Origin of the sequence: Chryseobacterium sp. T20 (assembly GCF_047345655.1) — a bacterium.
Taxonomy (GTDB): domain Bacteria; phylum Bacteroidota; class Bacteroidia; order Flavobacteriales; family Weeksellaceae; genus Chryseobacterium.
Genome location: NZ_JBLFDU010000005.1, coordinates 198,442 through 217,640, shown reverse-complemented (window position 1 = coordinate 217,640; position 19,199 = coordinate 198,442). Strand labels below are relative to the sequence as shown.

The window sequence follows — 19,199 nt, the reverse complement described above, 5'->3', positions numbered from 1 at the left end:
TTGTTTTTAAGGTGGGTGTTATTTTTTTCTATTTGTTTTTATTATTTTAAGAGAAAAATGCTCCTACGAAGGTAGGGAAGACCATTCTCCACAACGGCCAGTCGTGGCCAATCCATTTTCTTTCATCATACCAGAAGTCTATGCCTTTTATCCTCAGAATTTCAGCCATTTCAATATTTTTATCCTTGCAGATGTCCTGATCAGAAGTGCTCAGTACAATGTGCATATGTTTGTATTTCCAGGCTTCATCATTCCTTACAAATTCCCTCGGACAGTTGAAGTATACCAGCTCATCAGAATAGCCATCCATAAAATTCCTTATGCTGAAAGCTCCTGAAAGACAGAATAGGTGAGAAACCACATCCGGAAATCTGAAAGCGAAATTAGCAGCATGATATCCTCCGAAACTAGCGCCTGCTACGGCCACACGATGGGTCTTGTGAAGCTTTTGAATGTAAGGCACAAATTCCTTGATCAGAAACTGTAAATACCGTTCGTAGTTTCTTATTCTTTGCTGAGGAGATATATTGTCATCATAAAAACTCCAGCTGTCGATGGTCTGTACATTGTAAAGTTTTACTTTCCCTTGTTCTATAAACCAGTTGATGCTTCCATTAAGGTGAAAATCATGATTCTGGGTATATTGTCCCTGGGAAGTTGGGAACATAATGATAGGATGGCCGTAATGCCCGGTCACTTCTACTTTGAGACTTGTTCCCAATATATTTGAATAATACTCTGTATGTTCTATGTGAGGCATTTTCCTTGTTTAGTTTTAATTTAGGTTTTATAGTAATTCATAAAATTCAATTCCTCCAAGTTGATCTTTTTCTAAAATATCCAGTACGAGTGTTCCTAATTTCGGATGTTCGAGGATTATATTTTCTTTAAAGATCCATTTTGATCCTGGTGTATTGGCATGAGTTGAGTCAACGAACTGATAATATGCTTTGCTGTGCCATTTTCCGGGACTTATGTTCTCTAAATTACATTTTAGGATGGAATCTTCGGGTAGGTTGTATATTATGAATTCAATAACATTTTGAATGTCAATCTTGTGATTCATAATCTAGGAGCTGAGCTTGCTGCTTTTCGGAGGCAGAATATTCAGCATATCCGCATGAATCATTTCAGCTGCAGAATCCAGCCTATCCTGTACAACAGAGGCATCTCCGGATTTATATACAATTCCGACATGATAGTCTATCGGAAGAAATTTGACAACTTCTTCGCATTCAAAACTGCTGTAATTCGGTTCTTTATCTTTAATCAGTGCCACAATTAAGCCTGAATAATAGCCTGTAGGAGGAGAAACACTATAATCATGCCCTCTCAGAAGAACATCTTCAATTTTCGCCCATTCTCTCCAGATATTGATACCACTCGATGCTTCAACAAGATCCGGAATATGAGCTCCACCAACTCTTGATGAAGTTTCAAGGAAATACCATTTTCCATCTTCTTTTCCACGGATAAATTCTGTATGGGTTGCTCCGTTGATCAGTCCGAAATTGGACAATACTTTAGCATTTATTTCTTCCAGTGCTTTGAATTCTTCGGAATATCTTCCTAAAGTTTTGGACCGGAATACGCCGCCTTCATGCGAAACCTGCATAGGAGGAGCAAGGTATTTTGAAGCAGAAGTGAATACTATTTTTTTATTAAAAGTAAGGCTGTCTACATGGTAAACGTCTCCCGGCTTAAAGCTTTCCAGTAAAAAAAGATGACGTTCTTCTCCCAGAGTTTCCAGTGCTTCAAGAAGCTGTTCTTTGGAGGTTATTTTCTTGATTCCTGATGCTGATGCTTCGGAGCGGGGTTTTAGTACCCAAGGGGCAGAAACGCGGTCTGTAAATTCATCCACTTCATGATCATTGAAAACAGCAGTGAACTCGGGAACGCTGATTCCTGAATCTTTTGCTTTTTGGCGCATCGCCAGTTTATCTCTGAAATAGCGGTGGGTAGTCTGTCCCATTCCGGGAATACGGAAGGTCTCTCTGATTAATGCAGCTTTTTCAACATCATAATCATCCAAAGCCACTACAGCATCTACTTTTCTGGTTTTCATCAGGTGGGAAAATCCCTGAATCAAATGTTCCAGATTCCATACAGACGGCTTTAGTTCCGGCATATAAAATGCCTCATCAATAGCATGCCAGGGCCAGTTTTTTTCTTTGAGGTTTTCGGAGGTTACCAGGATGATTTTATTGCCGAGCTTCTTCATTTCGTCCATAAAATCGTAGCCTTTGTAATAGCACGAAATACACACAATGGTTTTCTTCTCCATATAATGTTTTTTAAGATTTAGTGGATTTTCAAAAATAAAAGCATTTATTTATTATTTTATTAATAGTAAAAAATGAAATATCGTGAGTTTTTGAAAATCCACTAATCAATTATACAGAGTTTTTTTGTAAAAAACTAATTTTTAGTGATAATTTTCAATTAAATTCACGAGGAGCTGAACCCCAAAACCTGTAGCTGCTTTTTCTTTAGCATATCCTACACTTCCAAAGGCTACTCCGGCAATGTCCAGATGAGCCCATTTAGGGTGATTCTCAGTGAATTGCTCCAGGAATTTAGCAGCAATAATACAGTCTCCTACAGGTTTCAGAGAGATGTTTTTCATATCGGCTACATCAGACTGAATATCATCTTTCCAAACATCCCATAAAGGAAGATTCCATACCCTCTGATTGGTTTGATCTCCGGTTTTGATCAGGTTGTTTTTCAATTCCTCATTATTGGAGAACATGGCAGCACAAGTGTCACCGAACATTCTTACTGAACTTCCCGTTAACGTCGCCAGATCAATCAGGAAATCTGTTTTATAGTTCTTAGAAAGATAGGATAAACCGTCTGCAAGAATCAGTCTGCCTTCCGCATCTGTGTCAAGTACTTCAATGGTTTTTCCGTTATAAGCGGTGATTACGTCACTTGGAAGCAATGCCTTTTCTGAAACAGCATTATCAGTGATGGGTAGTACAGCAACAATGTTTACCGGAAGCTGCATTTCAGCGGCATAGATTAACGTTCCTAAAACAGCGGTCGCTCCACCCATATCAGATTTCATATAATGCAGATTGGCAGAGCTTTTTATTGATATTCCTCCGGTGTCAAATAAAATACATTTTCCTACCAGTCCGAAAGTTTTGGCATTTTTAACGGTAGTTTTATATTCTAAAATAGTGAAAGCAGCATCGTAAGCACTTCCTTGGTTCACAGAAAGATAAGCTCCTAATCCAAGTTCTTCACATTTCTTTCTGTTGAAAGCAGTGTATTTTAAATCATATTTTTTAGCCAGATTTTTAAGATATGCACTTAAGATATCCGGTTTTTTCAGATTGGCTGGTTTGTTAAGCCAGTCCTGGCAGGCAGTCTGCCCGTTAACCAGTGCTTCAGCTTTCTGGCTGATATGGTCTAGTTTTTTCTGGCTTAAATTTTCAAAATGTAACTCAAATTTTGTATTCCAGAACGCATGTTTTTTGTCAAAAGGATAGTTGTAAGTTCCGATCAAAAGTCCTTTTACAAATTCTTCGAACTGCTTTTCGTTCATGAAATCGGCAAGGGCCAACGTAGGCATTGCCTGCAGTTTTTCTTTCTGTGTCTGTGAAAACCTGGCTGCTACCTGCTGAATTTCGAAATTTTGTAAAGTAGATTTCCCTAATCCAATGAAATAAGTAATTCCTTCTTCATGAGCATTGACAAAAACTTCATGTTTCTTTCCTGTAAAAAAAGTGGAAATATTTTTATTGAAATTTTTACTTGTTTTTGTCCATTCTTCCTCGGTAAACAGGTGAAAAACCTGAGTGTAATTTTTGTTTTTTTTATTGATTAGTTTCATAAATAGATGTTATATTTTCTAAATTCATAAAGATTGCTGTCTTCATTGGGTTCTGTCTGACTGAAATCTTCTACAGCAATTTTATATTTAGTTTTTTATGCTTTGTTGTTGTGGTTTTACTTCAACCGGATTTTCTGTATTATCATAGAATAACCATTCTATAGCCCTTGGGAACTCCTGAGACCAATAAAATTCATTGTGAGTCCCTTCAGGATTGATATTGGTTTTAAATTCAAAATCAAAAAGTTTTTTCTCTTCCCATCGTTTCAGATATTCTTCAAAAATATGAATTCTTTTGACCATTTTTGATCCTTCCTGACCTCCGCCATAGAGATAAATTTTGGTTTTAAAAGGAACTCTGAAATTCATCATCGGGAAATTGTTATTCGGTTCTACCCAAAGAGAAGGGGAGAAGATCAACAGTTTGGAGTATACTTCAGGATAAAGAAATCCACTGTATATACTGATGAGCGCTCCTAATGAACTGCCCCCGATTCCGGTATTGTCACGGTCTTTTTTGGTTCTGTAATTTTCGTCCACAAAAGGTTTTAAAGTATCTGCAATAAAGCGGATGTATTTTTTCCCTTCAGAACCGTTGGCTACATGATCATTATCAAAAATATATTCTTTGATTCTTTCCTCACTACCATGTTCTATCGCTATGATAATAAGATCACCACGTCCGTACTCTGCAAGGATAGACAGTTTTTTATCAATCTCCCAGTTCCCGAAACCACTTCCTTCGTTAAATAAATTTTGTGCATCCTGAAGATATAAAACAGGATACCGTTTATCGGTGTTGTGATAGTCGTAAGGAAGCAGTGCCCAAACCTTACGGTAACGGTCAAGCTGCGGAATGTAAAAATTTTCGGAAATAACTTCTGCTATAGGATAATATTCTTCTTTGAACGGTCCCCAGTTCAGTCTCCATTTTTCTACAGAATCTGAAGTTTTACCAGTAGATTTTTTCACTTTCCGGTTGGGAGTGATATTACCATATTGATCCAGTTCTACATTCTCCCAGCCGCCCTTTGTGAATTTGTATTCAACATCATCAGGAAGTACCTGATCTTCGATTTCTATGAAATAATTGGATGTATCAGTCTGTTTAAGCTGGAAATTATAATCTTTAGGATTCCATGTGTTGAAATTTCCGGTAATAAATACCGGTCTGTCGTCTTTTTCTGCTGTATAAAGTTCAAACCTCATCGTTGTGTTTACTAAAATATTGATGTTAAATTTATAAAAAAGATTGTTTTGAAATCATAAAAATGTGAGGTAAAAAATGATATATTTGATAGATAGACAAAACACGAAATGAAGTTGACAATTATTTGATGAATAATTCATCGCTGTTGTCAGTATTTTTCGTAGTTTCAGGGAAAATATAAATACAAACCGATCTTGATGAATTCTGTTAAGACCTACACGCTTTTCACCGATCATGATGTGTACCTTTTCAAAGAAGGTAGGCATTATAAGCTGTATGGTAAATTTGGAGCACATTCTGCAGAAAAAGAGGGCGTAAAAGGCGTATATTTTTCCGTTTGGGCACCCAATGCAAAGAAAGTTTCCGTGATTGGAAATTTTAATAACTGGAATCACAAAGATCATATTCTGTTTCCAAGATGGGATGAATCAGGGATTTGGGAAGGATTTATTGAAGGATTAACCTGGGGAACATTATACAAATATGCTGTAGAAACACAAGGAGGCGAAATTCTGGAAAAAAGTGATCCTTATGCGGTAAGCTGGGAACAGAATATTCAGGCAGCTTCTCTGGTTTCTACCACATGGTATGAATGGAATGATCAGAAGTGGATGGATAACCGCTGGGAAAAAAACAGGCTGGAAGCTCCGATATCTGTCTATGAACTGCATCTGGGTTCCTGGGTAAGAGAAGAAGATCAGCCCCAACGTTTTTTAAACTACAGAGATATTGCCAAAAAACTGGTTCCTTACATCAAAGAAATGGGGTTTACCCATGTGGAATTGATGCCCGTGATGGAATATCCTTACGAACCCAGCTGGGGATATCAGATTACAGGTTTTTATGCGGCTACTTCGCGCTTTGGTTCGCCACAGGATCTGATGTTTCTTATTGATGAACTTCACAACAATGACATAGGCGTTATTCTGGACTGGGTTCCGTCCCATTTTCCGGGAGATGCTAACGGACTTCACCGTTTTGATGGCTCATATCTGTATGAACATGAAGATCCGAGAAAAGGCTTTCATCCTGATTGGAAATCACATATTTTCAATTACGGAAGAAATGAAGTTAAGTCTTTTCTGATCTCAAATGCCATGTTCTGGCTGGATCGTTATCATGCGGATGGATTGCGTGTAGATGCAGTCACTTCAATGCTTCATCTTGATTATTCAAGAAATGAAGGCGAATGGGAACCGAATATCTATGGTGATAATGTCAATCTGGAAGCTAAAGCTTTTCTTCAGGAGTTCAATACGGCGGTTTATAAAGAATTTGGGAATACTATCATGACCATAGCGGAAGAAAGTTCAGATTTTCCTATGCTTACAAAACCTGTCCATGACGGTGGTGTAGGATTTGGAATGAAATGGATGATGGGTTGGATGCATGATACGCTGGATTACTTCAAAGAAGATTTTGTTAACCGCAAATTTCACCATCATAAACTGACCTTTGCTTCCATGTACATGTATAATGAAAATTATATGATGCCTTTGTCACATGACGAAGTGGTACACGGAAAAGCAAGCCTTATTTATAAAATGAAAGGAGATGAATGGCAGAAATTTGCCAATCTCCGTACCTTATATGTATATATGTATACCCATCCCGGAGCCAAGTTGCTTTTTATGGGCGATGAATTCGGGCAGACCAGTGAATGGAATTTTACCCGAAGCCTCGACTGGCATTTGCTGAAATATCCTGTTCACAAGGGAATGCAGGATATAGTGAAAGAACTGAATCATCTGTACAGGTCAGAAACCGCTTTTTACGAAAATCAGTTTGATAAACATGGTTTTGAATGGGTAGAAGCGGATGATCTGGAAAACTCGGTGTATGTATACCTCCGAAAAGGAAAAAGGAAAGATGATGTTCTGATGGTGGCTTTAAACCTGGCACCAAAAGTATTGGATTATAAAATCGGGATTCCTGCAGGAACACACTGGGAAGTTGTTTTAAATTCTGATGATGAAAAATACAGTGGAAGCGGAGTAGATCCTGAAATCCTGGAAGAGAAGTATGAAGAATGGAGAGGATATCCTAAAACAATGACGGTAAAGCTGCCGCCATTGGCTGGAATTATTTTACGGCAGAAGAAAGATAAAAAGTATAAATTACATAGAATTAAACACAAAAGATAAAGAATGGTTGTTTATCATTTAAGTACAGAATGTTATCCTGTAGCAAAAGTAGGAGGTCTGGCAGATGTGGTGGGAGCGTTACCAAAGTATCAGAATAAAATAAAAGGAATAGAGGCCAAGGTAGTAATGCCATGGTACAATAAACCCTTTATCCATGATCACGAATTTGAAGTTGTTTTTGATGGATTTATTCATCAGGGAACGAATATGCTGCAGGTTCAGGTATTGAAGGAAAAGAGCAATGTGTTGGGATTTGAATTGTATATGGTAAGAATTCCCGGGTTGCTAGACAGAGACAATCCTTACGGGTATCAGGATGAAAGCTTCCAGTTTCTGGCTTTTCAGCATGGAGTGCTGCATTGGTTATGTGCTATGGAAATTCGCCTGGATGTACTGCATTGCCATGATTATCATACCGGATTGGTTCCTTTTATGGTACAAAACTGTCCGGAATTCGGATTCTTAAAAGGAGTAAAGACAATAGGAACCATTCATAACGGAGAATATCAGGGTATGATGAGCTGGGGCATGGCCAACTATATGCCTTCTTTTGATAATTACAAATGGGGACTGATGGATTGGAACGGATTCATGAATCCTCTGGCAAGTATGATTAAATGTGCCGATGCTTTTACCACTGTTTCCGAAGGTTATCTTGAAGAACTTTTCATCAGCTTCCGTGGGCTGGAAAGTCTCGTTCGTCAGGAATTCGGAAAAGCATACGGGATTATCAACGGTATTGATACTGAAATCTGGAATCCTGAAACTGATCCGATGCTGGATTTTAATTTTAATAGTAAAAATGCAATAGCTCAGAAAAAGAAAAACAAAGAAAAGCTCTGCAAAGAATATGGATTAAAACCCGAACTTCCTTTGTTTGCCTTTATCGGAAGATTTGCCACGGAAAAAGGAGCAGACCTGCTGCCTGATGTCGTGTGGCGAAGCATTAAGCAGAGCTATGGTGCTTTAAATATTATGATTCTAGGATCAGGAAATACCTATATTGAAAATAAACTGAAAGAATACGATTATACCTATACCAATTTTGCTCTCGATCTGGGATATAAAGAACATCTTTCCCATAAGATCTATGCTTCGGCAGATTTTCTTCTGATGCCTTCAAGAGTAGAGCCTTGCGGACTGAATCAGATGTATTCCATGAGATACGGAACCGTTCCTGTGGTAAGATATACGGGGGGACTCAGAGATACCGTAGAAGATATTTCAACAGGTGGAGCAGGACTCAACTTTACTTATCCCGGTGTAGATGATGTTGTACATGCGATGAACAGGGCAATGGCAATTTATAATCAAAAAGGAGTGATGGATGATCTTATTCATGCCAACATGAATTTTGACTTTGCATGGGAGAAATCTGCGGAAAAATACATAGCTTTATATAATAGCTGATACAATGAAGACTTTCGGATTTCTTTTTTTTATAATGATACTGTTTTCTTGTAAGGAAGACAGAGGAAGTTATCACGGAGGTTATTATTGGATCTATGTATATGGCCTTCCTGCTATAGAACGATATGAAGCAATGGATGGGATTTCTGAAAAGTGGAAAATCAAACATTACTCTGTTGGCGGCTGTCTGATAGAACCCAATGAGATGAAGAAAGTAGATGCTATTAATAAAAGAACATATGCCGCAATAGAAAGACAATATGGAAAAGGATGGAGAGAAGCATATCGTAAGGATGTTGAAAGTTTTGTAATGAAGAGAGTAGATGTGATGGACGTTCTTATTACCAATCAGTTTTTCAGAAATGAGCTTAAAAAATATAATATAGAAATCTATAATCTGGATAAAGAGGTTTTAGAATTAAATGATAAAGAAGATTTTCAGGTGGTTGTTTTTAATAATGAACTCCAATATGAAAATAAAGAATGCTTTAAAGTAGCAGTAAACACTAAGAACAGAACAGTAAACTTAATACAATAAAAAACGCAAGATATTTATGAATCGAAATGTAATCTCCATTGTTTTAGGAGGAGGCAGAGGAACAAGATTATTCCCGTTAACGTATACCAGATCAAAACCGGCTGTTCCTATTGCAGGAAAATACAGATTGGTGGATATTCCTATTTCAAACTGTTTGAACTCAGGATTGAATAAAATTCTGGTATTAACGCAATTTAATTCTGCTTCCCTCAATTCACATATCAAGAATTCTTACCACTTTGATATCTTCAGTAAAGGCTTTGTTGATATTCTTGCTGCTGAGCAGAATGTAGAGAATGAAAGCTGGTACCAAGGAACAGCGGATGCCGTACGCCAGTCTATGAAACATCTTGAAAAATATGATTATGATTATATCCTGATTCTTTCAGGAGATCAGTTGTATCAGATGGATTTCAGGGAAATGCTCGACTTTCATATCGAAAACGGAGGTGATCTTACCATTGCTACCATTCCGGTGAATGCAAAAGACGCTACAGGTTTTGGAATCTTAAAATCCGATGATGAAGGAAATATCACTTCTTTTTATGAAAAGCCCGATTATGATATGTTGCCAGGTCTGAAATCTGAAGTTTCAGAAGAAAATAAACACACCGGAAAAGAGTTTCTGGCTTCCATGGGAATCTATATTTTCACCAAGAATATCCTTAAAAAGATGTTTGAAGAAGGAGCTGGTGATGATTTCGGAAAAGATATTATTCCGAGTTCTATCGGAAAATACAAGACGTTAAGCTATCAGTACGAAGGCTATTGGACGGATATCGGAACTATAGAATCTTTCTACGAAGCCAATTTGGACCTTTGTCTGGATCTGCCACAGTTTAATCTGTTTTCGTCTTCTCCTATCTATACCAGAGCAAGAATGCTTCCGCCATCAAAAATCAACGGTTCATATGTAAGTAAAGCCGTTTTTGGAGATGGATGTATCATCATGGCAGATAAAATTGAAAACTCCGTGATCGGAAACAGAACAAGAATTGATAAAGGAAGTACCATCGTAAATTCCTACGTTATGGGAGCTGATTTCTATCAAAACACCACAGAAATTGTTCTGAACGACAGAGGTGGCCGTCCTAATATGGGAATCGGAAAATACTGCTACATTGAAAAAGCAATCCTTGATAAAAACTGTTACATTGGCGACAATGTAAAAATCATCGGTGGAAAACATATTCCGGATGGTGATTATGGAACGTATTCCGTACAGGATGGGATTGTCGTAGTGAAGAAAGGAGCTGTGATTGCTCCGGGAACACATATTGGGTAAGAGAAAGGAAGATGGATGCTGGAAGATGAAGGTTGTGCAAGCCGGAGTAGAGATAAAAATTTTTATATAAAATTCCGGTTCATGCAATTATTTTAATAATTTTCAATCAGAAGTTCACGAGTGATTTCTGGCTAACAGTATCCTCCAGCTTCCCTCACCCCGCTTCCAGCCTTTAACAGGTTAATTATTGTTAAACATACAACTAGAGTGATCAGCATATTGTTCACTCTTTTTATTTGTATTATTTTTGTGCGATGCGTATTTTTAAAATCTTAGCGGTAATCATTATTCTTTTGGGGGGAGCTTATGCTGCTTCCATGTATTATTTTGTAGATGAAAGTAAAAACTTTACGATTGAAAAAGAGATCGATTATCCCGTGGATAAGGTTTTTTCCCAGTTTAATAACCTTCAGAATTTTACAAGATGGAATAACTTTTTTACCAGCTCACCATCTATAGATATTGATTATTATACGCCTTATGAAGGACAGGGAAGTGCCATCAGCTATGTAGATCCTAAAAATGATACCGATGGAGAAATGTTCATCAGGTATGAGAATCTTAATAAAACATTGAAATATCAGCTTTTTGAGGATGAAAACGAAAATCCGACATTGGTTGATGTTAAATTTAAGCCGGTTTCCGCTGAAAAAACAAAGATTATCTGGTATGTTCATACCCCAAAATTAGCAGTCTGGAGAAGAGTAGAGAACTTCTGGACTGAAGACCGTTTTGCTGAAAATATCAACAAAAGTATGGTGAATCTTAAAAACTCTTTAGGAAATAAAGTGGAAAAAGATAACCAGATGGCAGCCATAAAATATGACAGTCTGATGGTAGAAAATGAAGAAGATAAACTGTTGTTGGGAATCAATGTAAGTACTTCCAATAAGAAAGATGCTCTTTACAAAAATATCGTGATGAATTATAACAAAGTCTATAACTTCGTGACGATGGATCTTGGAAAAAGAGATGATGAATTCGGATATCCGGTTCTGATTACGGATGCAGATAATTACAAAGACAAGGAGGTTTCTTATTTCCTCGGAATTCCGCTTTCTAAGAAAATCGGAGTATCTGATAATAATTTCAATTTTAGGTCCGTAAATCCGTCTCAAAATTACGTAATGTACTACAAAGGGAACTATGAGGGGCGAATTCGGGCAATCCAGCAGCTCATTCAGAAAGCCAAAAAAGACGAGATGCGCTTCGGAGATATCCGTCAGACCTTTATTGAACGTCCGATGGAAGGTCAGGAGGTAAACGTTAAGCTCTCATTATCAGTGTATAAGTAATTTTTTTTTATTTTATTTTTTCTTAAGTTTTTTTAACGGTTTCAGACTGTTCTAACTCGGTTTTTTTTATTAAATTTGAAGATTAATTCTACAAATAAATTTTAATAAATAGATAAACTGTAATAATGGACAGATTTTCATTCCTAAACGCAGCTCATTCTCAGTTAATTGAGGATTTATACCAACAGTACTTAAAATTCCCGGACTCTCTAGAACCATCATGGAAAGCTTTCTTTCAAGGCTTCGATTTTGCTTTGGAGAACTACGGAGATGACGATAACATCCAGTTTATTCAGGCTTCGGCCAACGCTGCCCCGGCAGTACAACAACAGATTTCTCAGGCAGTATCAAACGGAGAAGTTCCTGAGCATATCAAGAAAGAATTTAAAGTAGTAAACCTTATCGAGGCTTACAGAACAAGAGGACACCTTTTTACAAAGACTAACCCTGTTAGAGAAAGAAGACACTATACCCCTACTTTAGACATCGAAAATTTCGGTCTTTCTAAAGAAGATTTAAATACAAAATTCAACTGTGCCGTTGAAACAGGAATGAAAGAGCCTGCTACTTTAGCAGACCTTATCAAGCACCTTGAAAGCATCTACTGTGATTCTATCGGAGTAGAATATATGCACATCAACAATGTTGAAGAAAAAGATTTCATCAAAAGATGGCTTCAGGTAAACGAAAACCACCCAAGTCTTTCTGCGAATGAAAAAACAGAAATCTTATTAAAATTAAACCAGGCGGTTGCTTTTGAAAACTACCTTCACACAAAATTTGTAGGACAAAAAAGATTCTCATTAGAAGGTGGTGAAACATTAATCCCTGCTTTAGATCAATTGATCTCAAGATCTTCTCAACTAGGAGTAGATGAAGTAGTACTAGGGATGGCTCACAGAGGTAGACTGAATGTTCTTACCAACATTTTCGGAAAATCTTACAAGCAGATCTTCTCAGAATTTGAAGGAAAAGAATTCGAAGAAGATGTATTCTCTGGTGACGTTAAATATCACTTAGGATCTTCTAAAAAGATCAAAACAGCTTCTGGAGAAGAAGTTTGTATCAATCTTACACCAAACCCGTCTCACCTTGAAACGGTTGCTGCTTTGGTAGAAGGTATCTGCCGTGCAAAAGTAGACGACAAATACAAAGATTATTCTAAAGTATTGCCAATCATCATCCATGGTGATGGAGCTATTGCCGGACAGGGTATTGCTTATGAAGTGGCTCAGATGATGACTTTGGAAGGATACAGAACAGGAGGTACAGTTCATATCGTTGTTAATAACCAGGTTTCATTTACAACGAACTATATGGATGCAAGATCTTCAACATACTGTACAGATATTGCAAAAGTTACAGAATCTCCTGTAATGCACGTAAATGCTGACGATGCTGAAGCGGTTGTTCATGCTATCCACTTTGCGGCTGACTTCAGAGCAAAATTCGGAAAAGACGTTTATATCGACCTTTTAGGATATAGAAAATATGGTCACAACGAAGGTGATGAGCCAAGATTCACTCAGCCTAACCTTTATAAGACTATTTCAAAACACCCGAATCCAAGAGAAATTTATAAAGATAAATTGCTTAAAGACAGCGTTACTTCAAACGATGTAATTGCTAAAATGGAAACGGAATTCAAAGCTCTTCTGGATAAAGATTTTGACGCTTCTAAAGAGATTGAGAAAAACGTAATGGATGTGTTCATGGCTGAAGATTGGGTAAACTATCCAATTGGTAAGAGAGGAGCAGTTCAGTTACCGGTAGATACAAAATATGACTTAGCGAAGCTGAAAGAATTGGCGCTTAAAATGTCAACACTTCCAGCAGACAAAAAGTTCATCAATAAAATTACAAGACTTTTCGATAACCGTATCAAAGCGATTGAAGGAAACTCATTAGACTGGGCACTAGGAGAGTGGTTAGCTTATGCAACCCTACTTGTAGAAGGTCACAATGTAAGAATTTCCGGAGAAGATGTGGAAAGAGGAACATTCTCTCACAGACACGCTGTGGTAAAAACTGAAGATACAGAAGAAGAGTATATCCCATTAAGACATGTTTCTGAAAACAGATTTGATGTATTCAACTCTCACCTTTCAGAATATGGTGTTCTAGGTTTCGATTACGGATATGCAATGGCTTCTCCAAATACATTAACCATCTGGGAAGCTCAGTTCGGGGATTTCGTGAACGGTGCTCAGATCATCGTTGACCAGTATCTGGCAGCTGCAGAAGAAAAATGGAAAATCCAGGACGGATTGGTAATGTTATTGCCTCACGGTTCAGAAGGACAGGGAGCAGAGCACTCTTCAGCAAGATTGGAAAGATTCCTTACTCTTTGTGCTAACGAAAACATGGTAGTAGCGAATATTACTTCTCCTGCCAACTATTTCCACTTATTGAGAAGACAGTTGAAATGGGCGTTCAGAAAACCATTAATTGTAATGAGTCCTAAATCTTTATTGAGACACCCTAAAGTAGTTTCTCCACTTGAAGATTTCGCAACAGGTTCATTCCAGCCAATCTTAGACGATCCTACAGCAGATCCTAAAAAAGTAGAAAAAGTAGTTCTTTGTTCAGGTAAACTGTACTTCGAATTATTAGCGAAGAAAGAAGAACTAAACTGTGAAAACATTGCTTTAGTAAGATTCGAGCAGTTATATCCGCTTCAGGCAGATGCTATCGAAGCAATCTTCAATAAGTATGAAAACAGAAAACAACTAGTGTGGGCTCAGGAAGAACCTGAAAACATGGGGGCTTGGTCTTATATCCTGAGAAACTTCAGAGATACAGGAATTCAGGTAGTAGCTCCGGTACCAAGCGGTGCTCCGGCTCCAGGTAGCCACAAGATGTTTGAGAAAAACCAAAATGCAGTGATCAACAGAGTTTTCGACAGAGACGATGCTCCTGCAAAAAGACCCGTTACAGCTTAATTTAAATAATAATCAATTAAAAAATAAAAAATACTCGATATGTCAGTTTTAGAAATGAAAGTTCCTTCACCGGGCGAATCAATTACAGAAGTTGAAATTGCAACTTGGCTTGTAAAAGATGGTGATTATGTAGAAAAAGATCAACCTATCGCCGAAGTGGATTCAGATAAAGCAACTCTTGAATTGCCTGCAGAACAAAGTGGTGTGATCACTTTGAAGGCAGAAGAAGGTGATGTAGTACAAGTAGGTCAGGTAGTTTGTTTAATTGATATGGATGCTGCAAGACCAGAAGGTGCTGCACCTGCTGCTGAAGCTCCAAAACAGGAAGAAGCTCCAAAAGCTGCTGAGCCTGCTAAACAAGAAGCTCCAAAACCAGCTGCTCCGGTAGCTGCTCCACAAACTTATGCAACAGGAGCTCCATCTCCGGCTGCTAAGAAAATCCTTGACGAAAAAGGAATGGATGCTGGTCAGGTTTCAGGAACAGGAAGAGATGGAAGAATCACTAAAACTGATGCTGAATTAGCGGCGGTTCCTGCATTAGGAGGAAGCCCTATGACTGCTACAGGTGCTAGAACTACCACTACAACTAAACTTTCAGTTTTAAGAAGAAAAATCGCTCAGAGATTGGTTTCCGTGAAGAACGAAACAGCAATGTTGACGACTTTCAACGAAGTGGATATGTCTGAAATCTTCAGATTAAGAAAGCAATATAAAGAAGAGTTTGCTCAGAAACACGGAGTAGGACTTGGTTTCATGTCTTTCTTTACAAAAGCAGTAACAAGAGCATTACAAATGTATCCGGATGTAAACGCATCTATTGACGGAGACTTCAAAGTAAACTATGATTTCTGCGATATTTCAATTGCCGTTTCAGGTCCTAAAGGATTAATGGTTCCGGTATTGAGAAATGCTGAAAATATGTCTTTTGCAGGTGTTGAAGCCAACATTAAAGATCTTGCTGTAAAAGTAAGAGACGGTAAAATTACTGTTGACGAAATGACTGGTGGTACTTTCACGATTACAAACGGTGGTACTTTCGGATCTATGATGTCTACCCCAATCATCAACCCTCCACAATCTGCAATCTTAGGAATGCACAACATTATCCAGAGACCAGTAGCTGTTGATGGACAAGTAGTAATCAGACCAATGATGTATGTTGCAATGTCTTATGACCACAGAATTATCGACGGTAAAGAATCTGTAGGATTCCTTGTAGCGGTAAAGGAAGGTATCGACAACCCTGTTGAAATTCTAATGGGAGGTGACGAAAGAAAAGGCCTTGGATTATAGTTTTTAATAAAATTATAACATAATATATAATCTCGCCTCAAAAAAGGCGAGATTTTTGTATTTATTAAGAAAATGCTACAATGATGTTTTCAAAAATGACTTCCAATATCAAAGTTTCAGTTATACCTGAATATGATAGTAAAAACAGTTATCCTTCCGAAAACCGTTACGTTTTTAAATACAATATCACGATAGAAAATGATGGAAGCTTTCCTATCAAAGTATTGAAAAGAAAATGGTTAATCTTCGATGTCGGATTCGGATACACAGAAATTATAGGCGACGGGGTGATCGGACTGACCCCTGAGATAGGAACCGGTGAAAATTTTGCTTATTTCTCCAATGTAATGCTTCGTTCCGGAGTAGGAAATATGAGCGGAAAATACCTGGTTAAAAACATGGAGACACAGGAAACTTTTGAGATTGATATTCCAAAGTTCAATCTGTTGTCTGAAGTGTTGAGTAATTAACAACTGATGCCCTGTAAAAAGTACAGGTTTTACAGATCAATAAAAACCCGGGTTTATTTGTTTATAAAATTACTAAAGCCTTTTAATTTTTGCTTTCATATACTCGTTTACTTCATCATTACTGGTGAGGAAGAGTCTCTCAAATGCAAGTAAAGAAATTTTGGCGCATACTTCAGCATCTGCCCCTGCTCTGTGGTGGGTGAAATCAATTTTATGATATTCAGCTAATGGTTTCAGACCATATTTCGGAAGATAATTCCATGATTTCTTAGCAAGCTGTATGCTGCAAAGATAATTCAATTTGGGGGTAAACATTCCGTAATGCTCCAGACATCCTCTTAAAACAGAAGCGTCAAACCCTGCATTGTGAGCAATCATAAGACTTCCATACATCATATCCTGAGCTTCATACCATACTTCATCAAAGGTAGGTGCATCTTTTACATCTTCAGGATGAATACCATGTACTGCAATATTGAATTTACTGAAGTAAGGAAAACTCGGAGGTTTTATCAGCCAGGTCTTTGTTTCTACAATTTTAGAATCCTGTACCACACAAATTCCCATCTCACAAGCTGAACTTTTCTCGTGAGTGGCCGTTTCAAAATCTATTGCACAGAAATCCATTGTTTTTAATGTATAAGTTGTTGATCGTTGATTGGTTGTTTTTGTTGCTGGTTACTGGTTCTCTTGCTTAGAATTTAATGTTCAAAGTTTTGGGTTTAAAGTTTAAGGTTACTCGAAGTGATGAAATTTTACTCTAATGAGTCTTAATTCAAAATAAGTAAAGAAAGTTATAATTATCCGTAATCCCTATTACCTGCAACCTATTACCTATCATCTGCCACCTAAAAAATGTTTAAATATCAACCATTTCGATTGGTAGAACTGACTCTTCTGATGTTTCTGGCGAAGTTTCCATGTTCCCGGAAGTTGGGCATAAAATCCAAAATGAGCTCTTACTACAGCCCACAGATGGGGGAAACCTTGTTTTAAACCAAAATAAATTCCGGCAATACCATCCAGACATAATCTGAAAAATATCAAGAAGATCAATTGAGGAAAAGGAAGATTTTTAAACATCATAGAAAGGTTATTTCTGATGTTTAAATACGTTTTCTGGGCACTCTGCTTGTTGAGCGTTCCACCACCTACGTGATAAACTTTGGATTTTCCGGTATAATAAATCTTTTTTCCGGAATTGATAAGTCTCCAGCAAAGGTCAATCTCTTCCTGATGAGCAAAAAATCTTGCATCAAAACCATTCTGTTCCCAGAAATCATTTGAACGGATGAAAAAGCAGCATCCTGATGCCCAGAAGATCTCTGTTTCATCATTATACTGGCCTTTATCTTCTTCCAGATCATCAAAAACTCTTCCTCTGCAGTAAGGATATCCAAGATTGTCTATCAATCCACCGGCAGCGCCTGCAAATTCAAAATAACTTCTGTTATGATAAGATAAAATTTTGGGTTGTACTGCAGATATAACAGGGTTGTTTTCTAATAATTCCAATACAGGTTCTGTCCAGTTCTCTGTAACTTCTACATCAGAATTAAGAAGACAGTAATATTCATTTTTGATGGATTTTAATCCTTCATTATAACCACCTGCAAACCCATAGTTTTTATCATTTTTAATAATATGTACTGTGGGAAAATTCTTTTGTAAAAAATCAATGGAGTCATCCGTAGAAAGATTGTCTAGCACATAGATATCCGCATTCTGAGAAAATTGTACCACACCCGGAAGAAATTTCTCAAGCCAATTTCTGCCATTCCAGTTTAAGATGGCAATTGCCAGTTTTTTCTGCATGTCAATCTATTTTTTATCAGAATCAAAATTCTTAATGGAGTCCTGATATTTCCATTTTCTATGTGACCAAAGGTAGTTGTCAGGATATTTGTGCAAAGTGTTTTCCAGTAATTTATGAAACTTTCTTACGACTTCATTTTCTGTAAACTTTTCACCATCCGGATATATTCTGTGATAATTAACCTGATAATAACCGCGTTTTACCTTTTTCATTTCACAATAGATGAAAACAAGGTCCATCCTTGTGGCAAGCCTGTCATAGCCTATAAAAGCAGGAGTACGCTGATTCAAAAATTCTAATCCGTAAGTGACATGAGCGTGGTGAGGCGTTTGATCAGCTACAAACATATAAGCTGAATCTCCGTTATTTTTAGATCTGAAAATATTCAGAATAACTTCATTGGCTTCCAGTGCTTCGTTTCCAAATTTGTTTCGGACTTTCTTCATCTGATTCTCCCAGAAATCACTGTTTACTTTTCTGTAAACGGGATGGCAGTGTGCCTGTGGAATAATTCTTGCCAGTGCATTGATCCATTCCCAATTGAAAACGTGACCCGCCAGAAGAATAATATTTTTACCTTCTTCTTTAGCTTCGTAAAATAAATGCTGATTGATATGCTGCATCCTCACTCGGGATTCTGTTTCCGAAATGCTGAAAGATTTGATGGTTTCTACCAGGTAATCTGAAAAATTCAGGTAGAATTTTTTTCTGATTTCTTTGATCTCTTCCTCAGATTTGTTGGGGAAAGAGTTTCTAAGGTTTTGAGTAATAACCTCTTTTCTGTATCCTACAATATAATAATTGAGGAAGAAGATGACATCCGAAAAAACATATAATATTTTCAGCGGAAGCTTGGAGATCAGATATAATATTTTGATTAGAAAATTCATAAAACACGCAAATTTAGTAATAATAAAATTATGGTTCTATTTTTGCAGAAGGATATATATTATTT

General features: G+C 37.3%; 16 protein-coding genes. 8 read left to right on the top strand and 8 right to left on the bottom strand.

The genetic code is table 11. The features are described from left to right. Positions 1-46: 46 nt before the first annotated feature. The 5 genes from ACMA47_RS14170 to ACMA47_RS14150 form a co-directional block, all read right to left on the bottom strand. Positions 47-760 carry an alpha/beta hydrolase-fold protein gene (locus tag ACMA47_RS14170; RefSeq protein ID WP_413930279.1) on the bottom strand — a complete coding sequence of 238 codons (714 nt, stop codon included), beginning with the start codon at positions 758-760 and terminating at the stop codon, positions 47-49. A gap of 27 nt (positions 761-787) precedes the next feature. Beyond that, on the bottom strand, positions 788-1,066 hold the full coding sequence (locus tag ACMA47_RS14165; protein WP_413930278.1) for a hypothetical protein: 279 nt from the start codon (positions 1,064-1,066) through the stop codon (positions 788-790). A 3-nt stretch (positions 1,067-1,069) separates the two neighbouring features. Beyond that, positions 1,070-2,284 carry an ATP-grasp domain-containing protein gene (locus ACMA47_RS14160; protein WP_413930277.1) on the bottom strand — a complete coding sequence of 405 codons (1,215 nt, stop codon included), beginning with the start codon at positions 2,282-2,284 and terminating at the stop codon, positions 1,070-1,072. Positions 2,285-2,425: 141 nt separating this feature from the next. Next, positions 2,426-3,841, bottom strand: coding sequence for a M17 family metallopeptidase (locus ACMA47_RS14155; RefSeq protein ID WP_413930276.1), 1,416 nt, complete (start codon positions 3,839-3,841; stop codon positions 2,426-2,428). 87 nt (positions 3,842-3,928) lie between these two features. Beyond that, positions 3,929-5,050 (bottom strand): alpha/beta hydrolase, encoded by a 1,122-nt coding sequence (locus tag ACMA47_RS14150; protein ID WP_413930275.1) that lies wholly within the window; start codon positions 5,048-5,050, stop codon positions 3,929-3,931. 198 nt (positions 5,051-5,248) lie between these two features. On the opposite strand from ACMA47_RS14150, the gene glgB reads away from it, so the two are divergent. The 8 genes from glgB to apaG all read left to right on the top strand — a co-directional run bounded on the left by glgB (position 5,249) and on the right by apaG (position 16,428). Next, positions 5,249-7,195 (top strand): 1,4-alpha-glucan branching protein GlgB, encoded by a 1,947-nt coding sequence (gene glgB, locus ACMA47_RS14145; RefSeq protein WP_413930274.1) that lies wholly within the window; start codon positions 5,249-5,251, stop codon positions 7,193-7,195. A gap of 3 nt (positions 7,196-7,198) precedes the next feature. After that, positions 7,199-8,605 (top strand): glycogen synthase, encoded by a 1,407-nt coding sequence (locus tag ACMA47_RS14140; RefSeq protein WP_413930273.1) that lies wholly within the window; start codon positions 7,199-7,201, stop codon positions 8,603-8,605. 34 nt (positions 8,606-8,639) lie between these two features. Then, on the top strand, positions 8,640-9,143 hold the full coding sequence (locus ACMA47_RS14135) for a hypothetical protein (RefSeq protein ID WP_413930272.1): 504 nt from the start codon (positions 8,640-8,642) through the stop codon (positions 9,141-9,143). Between the two features lie 16 nt (positions 9,144-9,159). Beyond that, positions 9,160-10,428 (top strand): glucose-1-phosphate adenylyltransferase, encoded by a 1,269-nt coding sequence (locus ACMA47_RS14130; RefSeq protein ID WP_079241886.1) that lies wholly within the window; start codon positions 9,160-9,162, stop codon positions 10,426-10,428. A gap of 254 nt (positions 10,429-10,682) precedes the next feature. Continuing rightward, positions 10,683-11,723, top strand: a complete 1,041-nt coding sequence (locus ACMA47_RS14125) for an SRPBCC domain-containing protein (RefSeq protein ID WP_079241885.1) — start codon at positions 10,683-10,685, stop codon at positions 11,721-11,723. 125 nt (positions 11,724-11,848) lie between these two features. Next, entirely contained in the window at positions 11,849-14,665 is a 2,817-nt protein-coding gene (locus ACMA47_RS14120) for a 2-oxoglutarate dehydrogenase E1 component (protein WP_413930271.1), read from the top strand. Between the two features lie 39 nt (positions 14,666-14,704). After that, entirely contained in the window at positions 14,705-15,958 is a 1,254-nt protein-coding gene (gene odhB, locus ACMA47_RS14115) for a 2-oxoglutarate dehydrogenase complex dihydrolipoyllysine-residue succinyltransferase (protein ID WP_413930270.1), read from the top strand. 80 nt (positions 15,959-16,038) lie between these two features. Continuing rightward, positions 16,039-16,428 (top strand): Co2+/Mg2+ efflux protein ApaG, encoded by a 390-nt coding sequence (gene apaG, locus ACMA47_RS14110; RefSeq protein WP_034695467.1) that lies wholly within the window; start codon positions 16,039-16,041, stop codon positions 16,426-16,428. 72 nt (positions 16,429-16,500) lie between these two features. Here the strand turns inward: apaG and ACMA47_RS14105 are convergent, their stop codons facing one another. The 3 genes from ACMA47_RS14105 to ACMA47_RS14095 form a co-directional block, all read right to left on the bottom strand. After that, positions 16,501-17,055, bottom strand: coding sequence for a 3'-5' exonuclease (locus ACMA47_RS14105; RefSeq protein WP_413930269.1), 555 nt, complete (start codon positions 17,053-17,055; stop codon positions 16,501-16,503). A 210-nt stretch (positions 17,056-17,265) separates the two neighbouring features. Continuing rightward, a complete protein-coding gene (locus tag ACMA47_RS14100) occupies positions 17,266-18,243 on the bottom strand; it encodes a glycosyltransferase family 2 protein (protein WP_413930268.1) in 978 nt (325 codons plus the stop codon). A 6-nt stretch (positions 18,244-18,249) separates the two neighbouring features. Then, positions 18,250-19,134 (bottom strand): lysophospholipid acyltransferase family protein, encoded by an 885-nt coding sequence (locus tag ACMA47_RS14095; RefSeq protein ID WP_413930267.1) that lies wholly within the window; start codon positions 19,132-19,134, stop codon positions 18,250-18,252. Between the last annotated feature and the right edge of the window lie 65 nt (positions 19,135-19,199).

Bases quoted from the DNA above. Each gene is read 5' to 3' on its own strand.
- ACMA47_RS14150 (WP_413930275.1), bottom strand. From the start codon at position 5,050: ATGAGGTTTGAACTTTATACAGCAGAAAAAGACGACAGACCGGTATTT.
- ACMA47_RS14170 (WP_413930279.1), bottom strand. From the start codon at position 760: ATGCCTCACATAGAACATACAGAGTATTATTCAAATATATTGGGAACA.
- ACMA47_RS14120 (WP_413930271.1), top strand. From the start codon at position 11,849: ATGGACAGATTTTCATTCCTAAACGCAGCTCATTCTCAGTTAATTGAG.
- ACMA47_RS14140 (WP_413930273.1), top strand. From the start codon at position 7,199: ATGGTTGTTTATCATTTAAGTACAGAATGTTATCCTGTAGCAAAAGTA.
- ACMA47_RS14135 (WP_413930272.1), top strand. From the start codon at position 8,640: ATGATACTGTTTTCTTGTAAGGAAGACAGAGGAAGTTATCACGGAGGT.
- ACMA47_RS14130 (WP_079241886.1), top strand. From the start codon at position 9,160: ATGAATCGAAATGTAATCTCCATTGTTTTAGGAGGAGGCAGAGGAACA.
- apaG (WP_034695467.1), top strand. From the start codon at position 16,039: ATGATGTTTTCAAAAATGACTTCCAATATCAAAGTTTCAGTTATACCT.
- odhB (WP_413930270.1), top strand. From the start codon at position 14,705: ATGTCAGTTTTAGAAATGAAAGTTCCTTCACCGGGCGAATCAATTACA.
- ACMA47_RS14165 (WP_413930278.1), bottom strand. From the start codon at position 1,066: ATGAATCACAAGATTGACATTCAAAATGTTATTGAATTCATAATATAC.
- glgB (WP_413930274.1), top strand. From the start codon at position 5,249: ATGAATTCTGTTAAGACCTACACGCTTTTCACCGATCATGATGTGTAC.
- ACMA47_RS14095 (WP_413930267.1), bottom strand. From the start codon at position 19,134: ATGAATTTTCTAATCAAAATATTATATCTGATCTCCAAGCTTCCGCTG.
- ACMA47_RS14100 (WP_413930268.1), bottom strand. From the start codon at position 18,243: ATGCAGAAAAAACTGGCAATTGCCATCTTAAACTGGAATGGCAGAAAT.
- ACMA47_RS14160 (WP_413930277.1), bottom strand. From the start codon at position 2,284: ATGGAGAAGAAAACCATTGTGTGTATTTCGTGCTATTACAAAGGCTAC.
- ACMA47_RS14155 (WP_413930276.1), bottom strand. From the start codon at position 3,841: ATGAAACTAATCAATAAAAAAAACAAAAATTACACTCAGGTTTTTCAC.
- ACMA47_RS14105 (WP_413930269.1), bottom strand. From the start codon at position 17,055: ATGGATTTCTGTGCAATAGATTTTGAAACGGCCACTCACGAGAAAAGT.
- ACMA47_RS14125 (WP_079241885.1), top strand. From the start codon at position 10,683: ATGCGTATTTTTAAAATCTTAGCGGTAATCATTATTCTTTTGGGGGGA.